General features: G+C 62.7%; 14 protein-coding genes. 12 read left to right on the top strand and 2 right to left on the bottom strand.

Features of this window, described 5'->3' with window-relative positions; translation table 11 throughout:
• Window positions 1–312: 312 nt before the first annotated feature.
• From AAC691_RS07555 to AAC691_RS07545, 3 genes are all read left to right on the top strand, one after another.
• The gene (locus AAC691_RS07555) at window positions 313–1,170 is read left to right on the top strand and encodes a 2OG-Fe dioxygenase family protein (protein WP_342629559.1); all 858 of its coding nucleotides are present in this window, start codon (window positions 313–315) and stop codon (window positions 1,168–1,170) included.
• A gap of 17 nt (window positions 1,171–1,187) precedes the next feature.
• Window positions 1,188–2,069, top strand: a complete 882-nt coding sequence (locus tag AAC691_RS07550) for a DMT family transporter (protein WP_342629558.1) — start codon at window positions 1,188–1,190, stop codon at window positions 2,067–2,069.
• 343 nt (window positions 2,070–2,412) lie between these two features.
• On the top strand, window positions 2,413–2,886 hold the full coding sequence (locus tag AAC691_RS07545; RefSeq protein ID WP_342629557.1) for a helix-turn-helix domain-containing protein: 474 nt from the start codon (window positions 2,413–2,415) through the stop codon (window positions 2,884–2,886).
• A gap of 245 nt (window positions 2,887–3,131) precedes the next feature.
• Here the strand turns inward: AAC691_RS07545 and AAC691_RS07540 are convergent, their stop codons facing one another.
• Window positions 3,132–3,923, bottom strand: coding sequence for an NAD(P)H-dependent oxidoreductase (locus tag AAC691_RS07540; protein WP_176639088.1), 792 nt, complete (start codon window positions 3,921–3,923; stop codon window positions 3,132–3,134).
• A gap of 100 nt (window positions 3,924–4,023) precedes the next feature.
• Between AAC691_RS07540 and AAC691_RS07535 the strand changes: the two genes are divergently transcribed.
• Together AAC691_RS07535 and AAC691_RS07530 are read left to right on the top strand one after the other, a co-directional pair.
• Window positions 4,024–4,941, top strand: a complete 918-nt coding sequence (locus AAC691_RS07535) for a LysR family transcriptional regulator (RefSeq protein ID WP_176639089.1) — start codon at window positions 4,024–4,026, stop codon at window positions 4,939–4,941.
• A gap of 121 nt (window positions 4,942–5,062) precedes the next feature.
• A complete protein-coding gene (locus AAC691_RS07530; protein WP_342629556.1) occupies window positions 5,063–5,845 on the top strand; it encodes an FCD domain-containing protein in 783 nt (260 codons plus the stop codon).
• Between the two features lie 7 nt (window positions 5,846–5,852).
• Here AAC691_RS07530 and AAC691_RS07525 read toward each other — a convergent pair whose 3' ends face one another.
• Window positions 5,853–6,818 carry a LysR family transcriptional regulator gene (locus tag AAC691_RS07525; RefSeq protein ID WP_176639096.1) on the bottom strand — a complete coding sequence of 322 codons (966 nt, stop codon included), beginning with the start codon at window positions 6,816–6,818 and terminating at the stop codon, window positions 5,853–5,855.
• Window positions 6,819–7,068: 250 nt separating this feature from the next.
• Here AAC691_RS07525 and AAC691_RS07520 point away from each other — a divergent pair, with 250 nt between their 5' ends.
• From AAC691_RS07520 to AAC691_RS07490, 7 genes are all read left to right on the top strand, one after another.
• Entirely contained in the window at window positions 7,069–8,736 is a 1,668-nt protein-coding gene (locus tag AAC691_RS07520) for an MFS transporter (protein WP_342629555.1), read from the top strand.
• A gap of 33 nt (window positions 8,737–8,769) precedes the next feature.
• The gene (locus AAC691_RS07515; protein ID WP_176639091.1) at window positions 8,770–8,931 is read left to right on the top strand and encodes a hypothetical protein; all 162 of its coding nucleotides are present in this window, start codon (window positions 8,770–8,772) and stop codon (window positions 8,929–8,931) included.
• Between the two features lie 59 nt (window positions 8,932–8,990).
• Complete coding sequence (locus tag AAC691_RS07510) at window positions 8,991–10,067, top strand: HlyD family secretion protein (protein WP_342629554.1); 1,077 nt, start codon at window positions 8,991–8,993, stop codon at window positions 10,065–10,067.
• Between the two features lie 10 nt (window positions 10,068–10,077).
• Window positions 10,078–11,643, top strand: coding sequence for an efflux transporter outer membrane subunit (locus tag AAC691_RS07505; RefSeq protein WP_176640027.1), 1,566 nt, complete (start codon window positions 10,078–10,080; stop codon window positions 11,641–11,643).
• Entirely contained in the window at window positions 11,640–12,365 is a 726-nt protein-coding gene (locus AAC691_RS07500; protein WP_342629553.1) for a pirin family protein, read from the top strand. Before AAC691_RS07505 ends, AAC691_RS07500 begins: the two co-directional genes overlap by 4 nt.
• Window positions 12,366–12,382: 17 nt before the next feature.
• The gene (locus tag AAC691_RS07495) at window positions 12,383–13,219 is read left to right on the top strand and encodes a fumarylacetoacetate hydrolase family protein (RefSeq protein ID WP_323991912.1); all 837 of its coding nucleotides are present in this window, start codon (window positions 12,383–12,385) and stop codon (window positions 13,217–13,219) included.
• Between the two features lie 87 nt (window positions 13,220–13,306).
• Complete coding sequence (locus tag AAC691_RS07490) at window positions 13,307–13,912, top strand: nitroreductase family protein (RefSeq protein ID WP_176640024.1); 606 nt, start codon at window positions 13,307–13,309, stop codon at window positions 13,910–13,912.
• Window positions 13,913–14,202 lie beyond the last annotated feature (290 nt).

Here is a 14,202-nt window from a genome sequence, read left to right as displayed (position 1 = left end):
CCCATGTTGCAGCGCGAGGGGTCGCGTACGCATTTCCCGTATTGCGAACGGTCTGGGAGCTATATCCGTTCACATCGGTTCATGGACACGGGGTCCATGGACATGGCTCTCGTGTTTCAACGAGCATCCTTATCTGATCAGATGATTCTATCTGATCAGATAAAGATGTTCTAGCCTCGTTGTGTCGCCTCATTTTTTTAATGATGATGGAGAAAAATTTTGGGCATGCATAAAATGAGATTGAACGGATTACTGCGTGACATACATGAATCTTATCTGAAGGACCGTTTTGTTACCATTGACGGTCGTGACATGATTCGCATTCTCGAAGAATTTGGTGTCAGAGACAAAGATTTCGATGCCCTAAAAACGGTGGGCGATCATCTGGCTCCGGACCCGACACTTCCTTTTCGTGAAACAAACGGCGCGCGCTTCTGCCTCGATTCAGATCAAGGCAGTATAAGCCGGCTTGAGTTTCAACCGTTCGTTCTTTCGGTAAAGGAAGATTTCGTTCGCCATGATTCCGGAAAGTTGCGAAGATTTCGAGGGATTGGAGACAATCTTCAGCTAAATAAAGCTTTCCATGCCCTTCTGTTCTTTAAGTATTTTATTATCCGCGATGTATATGTTTCGCCGCGACCAAATTTGGACATGTCCTCTGCAAAATGGGTTTCGACTGTTTTCCCCACGCGAACGATCACGACACCCGACGTGCTGGGGGAGCCTGCGCTCGAAGGAGTTCATAGCGACGGCGTTGACCATACTATGACCTCTCTGTTGGGAAGTCATAATATGACGGATGACAGTGCCGAGACCTTTATACACGATATGCGCGAGGATAATGCGAAACGATGGAATGAAACAAATCCTGCTTTCCTGCGCGGGAAATTTCAGCACAAGAAATTTCTGGATACCGTCCTGATCGTCGATCACGAAAGAAAGCACAGTCTTTCTCCGGTGCGTGCTGTCGATCCCAGGTTGCGGGCCACGCGGGACGTAATCATTTTCTTTACGCGCAAACCGGCGACAAAGGGACATATCTCGTACCCCTACGATTCATTTAATCCTCATTTGGAATTTCCTCTGAATCTCAATATTCCAAGTCCTCCGACAGTTGCCCCGACCGTCGCTCTTGCCGACACGAAAAAAGTCGCAATGGCTGATGCATAGAGTAAAGGAAAAGGGTTATGCGATCCCCAGCCCTTCAACTTGCCGTCGCAATGGCATTGTCAGGAACGATTGGTGTCTGCGTCGTCCAAAGCACGCTTGATCCGATCAATTTCGTATTCTGGCGTTGTGTGTTCGGTGCTATATCCATCGGCATTTGGTGCCTGATTCATGGTTTGTTTTTTCATTTTCATACGCGCGGTATCATTGCAGCCGTGGCATGCGGCGCACTTATAGTATGTTCCTGGACTTTATTTTTTACCGCCTATGGTCTGACATCAATTGCAACAGCGACAATAGTTTATCATATTCAACCTTTTTTTGTTATTATCGCTGGTGCTTTTTTCTTCAAGGAAAAAATAACACGATTGCAAATCTTGTGGATCGTGGCGGCTTTTATCGGTGTGGCCCTGTCCAGCGGGTTTCTCTCCAAAGGAATGCCTGCCGGGGATCACGCCCTGATCGGAGTGATGCTTGCGTTACTGGCCGCCGCTGCCTACGCGCTCATCACTCTCGTGACCAAGAGCATCCGCAATCAGTGTGCAGAAATCACGACATTCTGGCAATTGATAGCTGGTGCCGCACTTTTGGCGCCGTTCGCGCGCTATAGTCATCTACCCGGTTGGTCGGCGTGGGGATGGGTTATTGGTGCCGGTGTGATCCTTACAGGCCTATGTTACGCGTTAATGTTTAATGCTTACCCGCATCTGAGTACGGCAACAATCAGTTCCTTGACGTTTATATACCCGCTCGTGGCGATTCTTTGTGATAATCTGGTTTATGGTCACCGCTTGACAGTCGTCCAATATATCGGAGCGACATTGATCGCTGTTTCGACCCTGGGAGCGAGATTTGGATGGGGCATGCCCCGCGTCGTGACCCGGTTGGCGAGAGTACAATGAGGTTCTTCGGACGCAAGCTGAACATTCCCATGGCACAGTGACTGAAATACTCGATGGTAAAAATTGTTCGCTTACCGCGAAAAACGAATAAATCTTTCCATGGTTATTTTGATGTTTCCAAACCGTCGAGAGATCATTGTTTTTCATGAGATTTCCATAGATGCCTGCGGCGCTATTCGTCGTGCCTCACAATTGAATTCGCGCACGCATCCTATGGCGATTTCCAGTGCGTGTTGGTATCCGCTGTTCCCCTGTCTCATGCAATCTGCATGACGAATGATCGACTATCATGCAACCATAGAGTGTGGTATCGAATGGATGTGTTGCCTCGGAGGACTGCCCGATGGATCATAAACGCACACATGGCGAGCTGCCCGGCTATTATGTCGAAGTGGCGCTGGATCGGATCAGCGGCAAATGGAAGGGGCTCATTCTCTACGCGTTGATGACGCGGGGCCCCTTGCGCTTTAACGACCTCCGCCGGTGCCTGCCAAAAATCACCCACCGCGTACTGACGCTCCAGTTGCGCGACATGGAAGACGCCGGGTTGATAGGCAGGGACGTCCAAATGACTACCCAGATGCGGGTCACGTATGCCCTGACGAAATATGGCGAAGCCCTGCACCCGGTCATTATCGCGCTGGAGGCATGGGGGGCATGCGGAATAGATCCGACTGTTCCATCACATGGACATGTCGATCCTGCCGCCGAACTGCAAGATGGTCCGCTTCGGGAGGGTTCGCCGAGCCGGCAAACGATGCGATCCGTTCGAAGCCGTTCGGCAAGCGAAGCTGTTGAGGCAATAGCTTCGTCCTGATGAATACGAAACGGGCTCGGTGACCTTGCATGACTGGCGAATGTCAGGCCGCAGGGAGCGGCGCGGTCGTAGCCCATTCTCCGATGTTGATATGAAAAATTGTTGCGTGCCGCGATAGATTGCGGCCTGCATCCAATCTCCGCGGCATCAGAGCGGGCCGTAAGGCCCGCCCCACCACCAAGCCGAGATGGCTCGTTTTGAGCGTTTTATCGCTGACGTTTCGTCAGGCGAATACGCTCCGTTCCTCAGTCGCGTTCGGGTGCGAGATGCACCTCGAAGCCCTTGACACCCGGCGGAACCAGCTCCGGCAGAACCTCCATGGTCGGAATCTGATAGTCGCCGTAATTCTGCCGGCGGTACGGGATCGGCCGGATTGTCTCCAGAGTGCGCATGCGCTCGCGCAGTTGGTCGGCGACTACGCCGAACTTCGCGTCGTCGAGGCGATCGACACGGTAGGCGACGAACGGCGGCAACACGGTAAAGCCGGGGTAGAACAGGATCCCATGGTTGATCGGGAACAGCAGGTCGTCGATCGGGCCGTTGATCCCGCGTTCGGAATAATGCTCGGGCCAGCCGCCGGCCGTGACGATCAGCATGGCACGCTTGCCTTCCATGACGCCTTCGCCATAGCGGTCGCCCCAGCGTTTGTCGCTATGCTCGCCGACGCCATAGGCGAAGCCCGAGGCATAGACGCGGTCGACCCAGCCTTTCAGGATGGCCGGCATGGCGAACCACCAGAGGGGGAACTGCAGGATGACCGTATCGGCCCAGCGCAGCTTTTCCTGCTCGGCCTTGACGTCCTCCGTCAGATCGCCCGCTGCGAAGCCGTCATGTGAGGCCTTCCAGACCTTCAGCGACGCGTCGGACGACAGGCCGGGAAAATCGTCGCGGTCCACCGTGGCCTTCCAGTGCATGGTGTAAAGATCCGAAACCTGGACCTTGTGTCCCTGTGCCTCCAGTTCGCGTACGGCGACGTCCAGCAACGCCCCGTTCAGGGATTGCCGTTCCGGATGAGCGAAAACGATCAGAACATTCATGGGCGCGTACCTCTTCTCCAGTCAGTTTGCACAGACCAGAAAATAGGCGATATGGTATCGTTGTCCCATATGGTCCAACCGGATAGGACTATGCCGAATTATGGAACAATCTGGCATCTCGCTCGACCGGATGCGCACATTCATGCGAATTGTAGAGAGGGGCAGTCTATCCGCGGTGGCGCGCGAGACGGGCGCGGGGCAGTCCACCGTGACGCGCCACCTTCGGGAGCTCGAGGACGCTTTGGGGGTGGCGCTTCTGCGCCGCACGACCCGCCGCGTGTCGCTCACCGAGGAAGGCACCCGCTATTATAACCATTGCCAGCAGGTCCTCTGCCTCATCGAGCAGGCCCGTCAGGAACTGCATGCGACAGGGACGTCGATGGCCGGATCGGTCCGGATTTCCTGCACGGCGGCGCTGGGCGTCCTGCATGTCGGTCGGTTCATCTTCGATTTCCAGGACGCCCAGCCGGACATCCGCATCGCGTTCAACCTGACGGATGACCGCGTCGACCTGGTGCAGGACGACGTGGATATCGCCATCCGTCTGGGGCCGCTGACGGACAGCGCCATGCGGCTGCGCTCCCTGGGCACCAGCGAGCGCGTGCTGGTCGCCGCGCCGGCGTGGGTCCAGCGGTTTGGAGTGCCACGCCTGCCCGCGGACCTTGCTGAACGCGACGGGGTTCGGCTTTCGCGCGTTCTGGGCTCAGACCGGTTGGTCCTGCAGGGCAAGGCCGGAAAGCCTGCCATTTTGCCGTTTCACGCGCGCCTGAACGTCGATCACGGACTGGCCCTGCGCGAGGCATTGCTGGCCGGGCGCGGCTACGGACCGGCCCATCTCTGGCTGGTCGAGGATTGCTTGGCCGACGGTCGCCTGATGCGCCTCCTGCCGTCATGGACGCTCACCCCCGTTCCCTTGAGCATGCTGATCGCGCCCGAGCGCGCGACCCTTGCCCGCGTCAGGCTGTGCGCCGATTTCTTGTCCGGCGGAATTATGCGGCTCCCCGGCATCCGCCGTTAGCCGCCGAGCCGTAAGCCCGTTGTGCGACCCGGGTGCGTGCCCGGCTTGATTGATAGTCCCGTCACCGTAATAATTATTAACCTATCGACAAGGAAACATCCGGCGATAGGATGACTGTGCCATGCCCCTGGATAAGATCATGCGACGTACTGAGACGCTTTCCCACGCCAGACGCCAGTCTCTGGTCGATTTCGCACTTGACGCCCTGCGCGAGCATATCGGCGCGGGTACGTGGCCGGTCGGGAGCCGCATCCCCAACGAGGCCGAACTGGGGAACATGCTCCAGATCGGCCGAAATACCGTTCGTGAGGCCATCCGGGTGCTTTCTCATGCCGGCGTCCTGGAGGTCAGACAGGGCGACGGCACATATGTTCGATCGATCGAAGACCCCGCCGTCGTGATGCGCACGATCAGCCGGTCGAGCCTGCGCGACCACTTCGAGTTACGCGCGATGCTCGAAATCGAAGGCGCGCGACTCGCCGCGTCGCGCCGGTCGCCGCGAGATCTCAGGCGGATTGAAAGTGCATTGACGGCGCGGAGTGAGTGCAATGCCGCCGATAACGTGGACGCGTTCCTCAAATGCGATGCCGCCTTCCATCTGGCCATCGTCGAGGCAAGTCGAAACGGCGCGCTCATACAACTCTATCGCTATTTCCTGGGCATGGCCCAGGAGGCCGCACGGTCGGCCATGATCGAGCATGGTGTGGCCGAGCCCGGCCAGCCGCTGCACGCGCGCCTCTTCCGCGCGATCGAAGCCGGAGACGTGGCGCACGCCGCCCGTGCTGCGCGTGCGGTCCTGCGTCCTCTGATCGCCGCCTTCAGCCTGGTTGAGAAAAACGTGCCTTCCAATAATGGCCGCGGCCGCGCGCCGGACGCGGGCATGGAAGCAATAGATCTGCGCTGAGACGGGCTCAGGACGCTTTCCTTTCCGAGGAGCCCCCTGCGCGTTGCAAAGGGACCGGGCGCGGGGCCAGTACCTGCGCGACCTTGCGTCGCAGCCACTGGTGAAGCCGATCGGTATCATGCCGCGGGTGCCAAGCCTGGAATATCGAGACCGGCGGCAGTTCGAGCGGCAACGGAAATGCGTAGAGGCCGAGGCGCTCAAGCGTAGCGCCGTCCGCGACGATGTCCGGAAGCGGCAGAATCAGGTCGGTCCGCGACAGGCCCTGGAGCGCCGCATAGAAGGATGTCAGCAGGAGGGCCACGTTCCGTTCGAGCCCGTACTGGTCCGCCAGCACCTCATCGATCGGTCCGCGTCGCGCGCCTCGGCGCGAGACGGCGATATGGTCATAGGCCACCAGCGTGTGAGGCGTTATGTCGCCCAGCAGGATCGGGTGGCCGGCTCGGACGACGCCGCGAAAGTGGATTTCGAAAAGCGTCTGGCGCATGATCTCAGGGCGCAGGAAGGCGGTCGCCCCGATATAGAGGTCGACTCCGCCCTGGCGCAGGAAATCGCTGTCGTCGTTGCTCGATTCCGCCGTGAAGATGAGGGTGGTGTCCGGACAGTCGGCACGCAGCGCGCGGAGCAGAGCGTCCGCGAACGGACCGATCACGACGTCGGTGGCGCGGATGCGGAATATCGGTTTAAGCCCCGTGAAATCCAGGGCTTCGCGCGGACGATACAGATCGCCGATGGCCGAGAGGATCTGGCTGACGCGCGGCTGCATCTGCAGCGCGCGCGGCGTCGGCACCATATGTCGCCCCGACTGCACCAGAATCGCGTCATGGAAGGTCTCGCGCAGGCGCGCCAGGGTACGGCTCATTGTCGCGGCGCTGACATGCAGCCGCTGCGCCGCCCCCGTGACGCTCGATTCCTCTACGAGTACGTTCATCGCCTGCAGAAGATTGAGATCGTAGCCGCGCGCCACGTTTGCCATCAGGGTCTCCTTCGCCATACGGGCGAGCCTCCGACAAGCGCCATAAAATCCGAATCATAGGATGAATATGCGCGGCCCGGACCGTATCCCGGCCGAAGCTGGCAGAGACGCCGCCGTGTCGCAATCGGAATCTGATGGGGCGACCGTTTCAAATCTGCTTTCCAACGATTTCAGAATTGATGGTTCCCAAACATGGGACGTTTAATCGAAACTGTCGGCATGCCCGAACGATGTCGCCGCGAGGTGTCCCGTGGACCACGCCGATAACCTGACGCTGCCGTCACCAGTCGTTGCAGTGGAAACGCCCCGCGTGGGGCGCCCCGAGCCTCCGCCGCCCGCGCCGCCCAAGGCGCCGGTCTTCGGGCCGCGCCTGGCCACCGGGCTGATCGGCGTGCTGCTGGCGGTCCTGCTGGCGGGCTTCAACGAACATACCACCGAGGCCGGGCTGGCGGATATCAGGGGCGTATTCCATCTGGGCCATGATGAAGGCACCTGGATCACTGCCCTATTCGAGGCGTTCAACATCGCGGCGATGGCTTTCGCGCCCTGGTGCTCGGTGACGTTCTCGATCCGCCGCCTGACCGTCGTGATGACAGGCCTTGTGGGCGTGCTGGGGATGGTGGCGCCCTTCATGCCGAACCTGGCGTCGCTGCTGGTGCTGCGCTGCCTGCAGGGGCTGGCCTGCGGCAGCCTGCCGCCCATGCTGATGACGGTGGCGCTGCGCTTCCTGCCGCCGAACATCAAGATCTACGGTCTGGGCGCCTATGCCCTGACCGCCACCTTCGGGCCGAACCTGGGCGGTTCGCCGCTGGCGGGATTCTGGTTCGAATATGTCGGCTGGCCGTTTCTGTTCTGGCAGATCGTCCCGCTGTGCCTTATCTCCATGATCTGCGTGGCCTGGGGGCTGCCCCAGGATCCGATCCGGCTGGAGCGTTTCCGCCAGTTCGACTGGCGCGGCCTGCTGACCGGCCTGCCCGCGATCTGCATGCTGGTGATCGGGCTGGAGCAGGGGGACCGGCTGGACTGGTTCCGCTCGCCGCTGATCACCCATCTGTTCTTCGGCGGCGGGTTCCTGTTCGCGCTGTTCATCATCAATGAATGGTTCCACCCGGTGCCGTTCTTCCGCATCCAGTTGCTCAAGCAGCGCAACGTGACGGACGCGCTGCTGACTCTGGCGGCCGTGCTGATATTGGGCGCGGTCACGATGGAGATTCCGACCGTCTATCTCGAGGAAATCCGCGGCTACCGTCCGATCCAGATCGCACCGGTCGCCCTGATCCTGGCGATCCCGCAACTGTTGGCGCTGCCGCTGGTCTCGGCCCTGTGCAACATCCGCCGGGTGGATTGCCGCCACGTGCTGATGGCTGGGCTGGCGATCCAGGGCCTGTCGTACTGGCTCGGCACGTGGGTCGACTCCGACTGGGTGCGCGAGAATTTCTATATCGTGCAGTTGTTGCAGGTTGCCAGCGAGCCGATGATGGTCATCGCGATCCTGATGCTGGCGACGATGGGGCTCGGGCCGGCGGACGGGCCGTTCATTTCCGGCATGTTCAACATGACCAAGGGGTTGGCCAATGCCATCGCGGCGGGCGTGATCTCCGCTCTGCTGCGGCGGCGCGAGCAATATCATTCCACCATGCTGCTGGATACGTATGGCTACAACCACAACGCCCTGCAGCCCTGGGGCGATCCGGCACAGGGCTTGCTGGCGCCGCATATCGCCGATCCCGCGCGGCTGGAATGGAACATGACGATCCTGATGCATGGGGCCGTATCGGAGCAGGCGCTGATCCTGGCCTGCGCGGATATCTATACGATCATGATCGGCGTCTGCGCCGCGCTGTTCGTCCTCAACATGATTCTGCCCCAGCGGGTCTATCCGCCGCGGGCGCCCTCGGCCAGCGCGCCGGCGCGCTGATTCGGGTCCGAAGATGCCCGACATGGGAGTGATATGAAGACCGACTTGCATCCGGCGACGCGCGTGCCGCGGCGCCTCGATATCCGATCGCCGGATAGACACGCCAGCGTGGCGGACCGGAAATGGACGCTGCGCAATCGGGGCGAGGGGGACCTGCCGGCGCCGACCGTCGCGATCGACCTGACGCTGACCTGACGGTCCCCCGCATCCTGCGAAAGACGATGCGGCCGCAGGGGCCGCCAGAGGGAGTATCCATGAACGGAACATCGAAAGGGCTGCTTCTCGCGGCCGGGGTGGTCGTGCTGGGCGCGGCAGCCTGGGGCGGCGACCGCCTCGTGCTCGGGGATGGCGCGCGGGTCTCGACGAACGACGCCTATGTCGCGGCCTATTCGTCGGTCGTCGCACCCAAGGTCGGCGGCCGGATCGATGCCGTGACGGCGCAGGACAACGAACGTGTCCGCACGGGCGACGTGCTGGCCCATATCGAGGACGACGATTACCGTGCCGCGCTCAGGGTGGCCCAGGGCAATGTCATTGCTGCGCGCGCCGACATCGCCGACCTTCAAGCCGCCTTTGTCCGGCAGGACGCGCTGATCGCCGCCGCCCAGGCGTCGGTGCAGGCGGACGATGCCCAACTGGCCTTCGCGCGGCAGGATGAGGACCGCTACCGCAACCTCGCCGCCGGCGGCGCGGGCACGACCGAACAGCGGCAGCGCACCGCCGCCCAAACGCGCGAGGCTGCCGCCGCCAAGGCGCGCGACGAGGCCGCCTTTCTGGCCGCGCGGCAGGAAAAGGACGTCCTGGCCGCCCGGATCGAACGCGCCAAGGGCGACCTCGTGCGCGCTCAAGGCATGGCGCAGCAGGCGGAACTCGACCTGTCCTATTGCACGATTCCCGCCCCGGTCGACGGCGTGGTGGGCGCCCGCGGCGTGCGCGTCGGCAATTATGTCCATCCTGGCACGGCGCTGATGGCGGTCACGCCGGTGCAAGACGCGTTTGTCGTCGCCCATTTCCAGGAAACGCAACTGACCCATATGCTGCCGGGCCAGAAGGCGACGGTGTGGGTCGATGCCTTCCCCGACCAGCCCCTGCGCGCGCATGTGGACAGCATTCCGCCCGCGACCGGCGTCGCCTTCGCGCCGATCCAGCCCGACAATGCGACGGGCAATTTCACCAAGGTGGTGCAGCGCCTGCCGGTGCGGATCACCTTCGATCCGGGCCAGACTCTGGCAGCGCGTGTGCGGGTCGGCATGTCGGTGGAGGTCACGGTCGACACGGCGTCGCGCCCCGAGGGCCCGAAGGCCAACGATCCGCGCTATGCGTGGCGGTGAGGGGCGGATCATGGCGACCCTCGTGAATCGTAGCTGCCTCTCCCTGGCAAGCGCTCTTCTGCTCGGCGCGTGCTCGGTCGGGCCAGATTACCACAAGTCCGATCTCGCCAGCGCGGCCCATTGGCATCGCGGCCTGGGCGACGCCGAAAGCCGGCCAGTCGAAAGCCCGGCCGACCCGCAATGGTGGCGCATCTATCGCGATCCGACCCTGACGGCATTGGAGCAGCAGGTTGCCGACGCCAATCTGGATCTGCGCGCCGCCGCCTGGCGGCTGGCCGAGAGCCTGGCCGAACGCCGTATCGCCCGCGCGGCCCAGTTCCCGCGTGTCGAGGCCAACGCCTCCTACGCACGCGAGCGGGCCAGCCCCAACGGCGTGCTGGGGCTGTTGGGCACGATGGAGGAACAGGGCCCGGGCGAGATCGCCAGCGGGGCGCAGGGATTTGGGCCGGCCCGCCTGCCCGGCACGACGGGCGCGGCGCCCTTCGATCTGCCGCAATATGGCCTGAGCGCGTCATGGGAGGTCGATTTCTGGGGCCATGTCCGGCGTCAGGTGGAGGCTGCCAGCGCGGCGGTGCGGGCGACCGAGGACATGCAGCGTGACGTGCTGGTCTCGCTGATGGCGGAAACTGCGCAGGATTATCTCGATCTGCGCGGCGTGCAGGCACAGATCGCGATCGTCCGCCGGAACATCGACATCGCCCGCCACAGCGTCGGCCTGACGACGCTGCGCTTCACGCAAGGGGCGGCGACCCGGCTCGACGTGGCGGATTCGCGCGGCCAGCTCAGCGAATTCCAATCGCGCCTGCCGGTGCTGCAAAGCCAGGAAGTACATCTCATCAACGCCCTGAGCTTCCTGGTGGCGCGCGAGCCGGGCGCGCTGCGATCCCAGTTGGGCACGCCCGCGCCGATCCCGCCCGTGCCGATCTCGGTACCGGTCGGCCTGCCGTCGGAACTGGCGGAGCGCCGGCCAGACATCCGCGTGGCGGAGGAGCAGCTTCACGCGGCCACGGCCAGTATCGGCGTGGCGGTGGCCGATTTCTTCCCGCGCGTGACGCTGTCGGGCAGCCTGGACATCCAGGCGCTGCAGTTCAGCGAGCTCGGCACCTGGGCGTCGCGGCAATATGGTTTTGGACCGACCATGACCCTGCCGCTGTTCGAGGGCGGCCGCCTGACGGGGCAGTTGCGTCTGCGCAAGGCACAGCAGAAGGAAGCTGCGATCAACCTCCAGCGCACGATCCTGAAGGCGTGGCAGGAGATCGACGACGCCATGGCTGATTTCTCGGCCGCGCAGCAGCAGCGCGACCAGTTGCGCGAGACCGTGGCGCAGAACGAGATGGCGGTGAGCCTGGCCCAGCAGCAATATGTGCAGGGCGCGTCGGACTTCCTGAACGTATTGACCCTGCAGAATGCGCTGCTGGCCAGCCAGAACCAGCTCGTGCAGGCGACGACGGCGGTTTCTGTCTCGGTTGCGCGGCTCTATCGCGCGCTCGGCGGCGGCTGGGAGGAACGCTATCCGCTGGCAACGGCGCAGCGGGCAGGGCAGGGCGTGCGCCAGGAGGGAGTGCATCAGGGATGATCCAGCTCCATCACCCGTCCACACTCGGCCTTCTCACGCGCGATGGCGTGACGCTGCGCTGTCATTTCGCGTTCAGGGACTATGCCGGCACGGCCCCGGTTCATTGGGGACGGCTGCGCGTGCTCAACCGGATCGAACTCGACGCCGACGCCACCTTCAGACTGGCGAACGAGCGTTCGGTCGAAATCGTGACCCTGGTTCTGGACGGAACGGTCGTGGTGCGGGTGGATGGTCTTGGCGACAGCCTGCTGCAGCCGGGCGATTGTCATGTCGTCAGTGCCGGCGACGGCATCGGCCTGGCGACATGGCAGGCTGGCGGTGCCCCGGCGGCGCTGCTGCAACTCTGGCTGCTGCCCGAGGAAGAGGGGGGCGAGCCGGAAATCGGCCTGCGCCGCGATGCGGATCGGTCGGGCCATGAGCACATCCTGTTGGCCAGCGGCTTCCCTGAGGACGATCCGGAGGAAACGGACCAGGGGCGGTCGGGCGATCCGCTGCCGCTGAAGGCCCGGGCGCGCGTGCTCCGCATCGCCTTGCCGGCTGGCGGACAGGCCGTCATCTCCACGCGCGCGGATCGGTCCGTCTACGCGCTCGTCGTCGCGGGACGCGTGGACATTCTCGGGCGCGACGCCGACGTGGGCTGCGGCGCCGCTGTCACGGGATGCGAGACGGTCATTGTGCGGGCGCTCGAGCCATCGCACCTTGTCGTCTGCGATTCGGACTGACGCGGAAGGAGAGGGTCATGAAACTGTGCCGCTACGGAACCCCGGGGCAGGAACGTCCGGGCCTGGTCGACGAGACGGGGGCCGTGCGCAGCCTGGCGGGCGTGATCGGCGACGTGACGCCGGACAGTCTCGCGCCGGCGCGGCTTGCGGCTCTTGCGGATCTCGACCCGCGGACATTGCCGCGCGTCGAAGCGGGCGCGCGCCTGGGAGTGCCGGTCGCGGGTATCGGAAAATATGTCTGCATTGGCCTCAATTATCGCGATCATGCCGAAGAGGCCGGTCTGCCCGTCCCGGACGAGCCGATCGTCTTTCTCAAGGCGATCACCGCGCTCTCGGGGCCGGACGACCCGATCGTGCCGCCGCTCGGCGCGACCCGGCTGGACTGGGAGGCGGAACTCGCCGTCGTCATCGGCACACGCGCAAAGGATGTGTCGTCGCGTGACGCGCTGGATCATGTCGCAGGCTATTGCGTCGCCAATGATGTGTCCGAGCGCGCCTTCCAGATGCAGTCCAGCCAGTGGGACAAGGGCAAGGGATGCGACACGTTCGGTCCGCTCGGCCCGTGGCTCGTCACGAAGGATGAGGTGCCCGATCCCCAGGATCTGGCGATCTGGCTCGACGTGAACGGCCGCCGGATGCAGGCTGGCAATACCAGGACGATGATCTTTTCCGTAGCCGAGATCGTTGCCTATGTCAGCCGCTACATGACGCTGATGCCGGGCGACGTCATCGCCACCGGGACGCCGCCGGGCGTGGGGATGGGGATGCGGCCCGAACCTCTCTATCTCCGGTCCGGCGACGTCGTGGAACTCGGTATCGAGCGGCTTGGCAGGCAGCGGCAACGCGTGGCCTGATAAGGTGCGCGGCGGCGGCACGACGGCAGGTCGTCCGGTTCCGTGCGCGCCGCCGGTGGACATGGACGGACAGAAGGAGAAGGCGAGATGAACGAGATCCTGGACACGATGCTCGCGCGGCGGGCGACGAAACGCTTCGACGCGGCCCACAAGATTCCGGATGAAACGCTGGCTGCGATCCTGCATGCGGCCCGAACGGCGCCTACGGCATTCAATCTCCAGAACTGGCGATTCCTGGTGGTGCGCGACCCCGTCATCCGCGCCGCGATCAAGGAGGTGGCGTGGCACCAGCCGCAGATCGAAGAATGCTCGGCGTTGATCGTTCTGTGCGCGGACATGCATGCTTACGCAAAGGACCCCGGCCGGTACTGGAAGGACGCGCCCGAGGACATGCGCGAGAAATATGTCACTATGATCACGCAATATTACGAAAACAACCCCGCCATGCAGCGTGACGAGGCATTCCGGTCCGCGGGTATGGCGGCCTATGCCCTGATGATGGCGGCCGCCGCGCATGGCTACGATACCTGCCCGATGGACGGCTTCGATTTCGAGCAGGTCGCGGACATCATCCGCCTGCCCAAGGACCATGCACTGGTCATGTTCGTCGCGGTCGGAAAGGGGACCGGCGCATTGCCGCCCCATGGCGGCCGGATCCCGGATGCCGACATCGTCGCCTATGACCGCTTCTGAACAGGGCTTCCCGGCATATGGGCCGCGATGAGGCCCTTGGTGGTGCCAGGATTCGAGAGCGCCGGTAGAGCGTCGACCCTGGGCACCGCCGTTCGCGATTTTTCGCATCAGTCGTTGCACGTTCTTGCCCGATCGTGTCTTCGCTGCAGTCCAGTCCTCCTGTGGAGGAAAAGCGTTGATCTCGCCGACATTGCCCTGAAGGCATGCTGTACGATTGCTGGAAGATACTAAGTCGTTGGTTTGAATTGTGCGCATCATCCGAAATTCGCAGGATGTCGGATGACGATTCC

The organism is Nguyenibacter vanlangensis, assembly GCF_038719015.1.
Taxonomy (GTDB): Bacteria; Pseudomonadota; Alphaproteobacteria; order Acetobacterales; family Acetobacteraceae; genus Gluconacetobacter; species Gluconacetobacter vanlangensis.
The sequence above is the reverse complement of the archived record's forward strand: the minus strand, read 5'-3'. Positions and strand labels throughout refer to the sequence as shown.

Excerpts from the sequence above, each read along its gene's own strand:
- AAC691_RS07545 (WP_342629557.1), top strand. The coding sequence starts at position 2,413 with ATGGATCATAAACGCACACATGGCGAGCTGCCCGGCTATTATGTCGAA.
- AAC691_RS07555 (WP_342629559.1), top strand. The coding sequence starts at position 313 with ATGATTCGCATTCTCGAAGAATTTGGTGTCAGAGACAAAGATTTCGAT.
- AAC691_RS07495 (WP_323991912.1), top strand. The coding sequence starts at position 12,383 with ATGAAACTGTGCCGCTACGGAACCCCGGGGCAGGAACGTCCGGGCCTG.
- AAC691_RS07490 (WP_176640024.1), top strand. The coding sequence starts at position 13,307 with ATGAACGAGATCCTGGACACGATGCTCGCGCGGCGGGCGACGAAACGC.
- AAC691_RS07500 (WP_342629553.1), top strand. The coding sequence starts at position 11,640 with ATGATCCAGCTCCATCACCCGTCCACACTCGGCCTTCTCACGCGCGAT.
- AAC691_RS07515 (WP_176639091.1), top strand. The coding sequence starts at position 8,770 with ATGAAGACCGACTTGCATCCGGCGACGCGCGTGCCGCGGCGCCTCGAT.
- AAC691_RS07510 (WP_342629554.1), top strand. The coding sequence starts at position 8,991 with ATGAACGGAACATCGAAAGGGCTGCTTCTCGCGGCCGGGGTGGTCGTG.
- AAC691_RS07535 (WP_176639089.1), top strand. The coding sequence starts at position 4,024 with ATGGAACAATCTGGCATCTCGCTCGACCGGATGCGCACATTCATGCGA.
- AAC691_RS07525 (WP_176639096.1), bottom strand. The coding sequence starts at position 6,818 with ATGGCAAACGTGGCGCGCGGCTACGATCTCAATCTTCTGCAGGCGATG.
- AAC691_RS07540 (WP_176639088.1), bottom strand. The coding sequence starts at position 3,923 with ATGAATGTTCTGATCGTTTTCGCTCATCCGGAACGGCAATCCCTGAAC.
- AAC691_RS07505 (WP_176640027.1), top strand. The coding sequence starts at position 10,078 with ATGGCGACCCTCGTGAATCGTAGCTGCCTCTCCCTGGCAAGCGCTCTT.
- AAC691_RS07550 (WP_342629558.1), top strand. The coding sequence starts at position 1,188 with ATGCGATCCCCAGCCCTTCAACTTGCCGTCGCAATGGCATTGTCAGGA.
- AAC691_RS07530 (WP_342629556.1), top strand. The coding sequence starts at position 5,063 with ATGCCCCTGGATAAGATCATGCGACGTACTGAGACGCTTTCCCACGCC.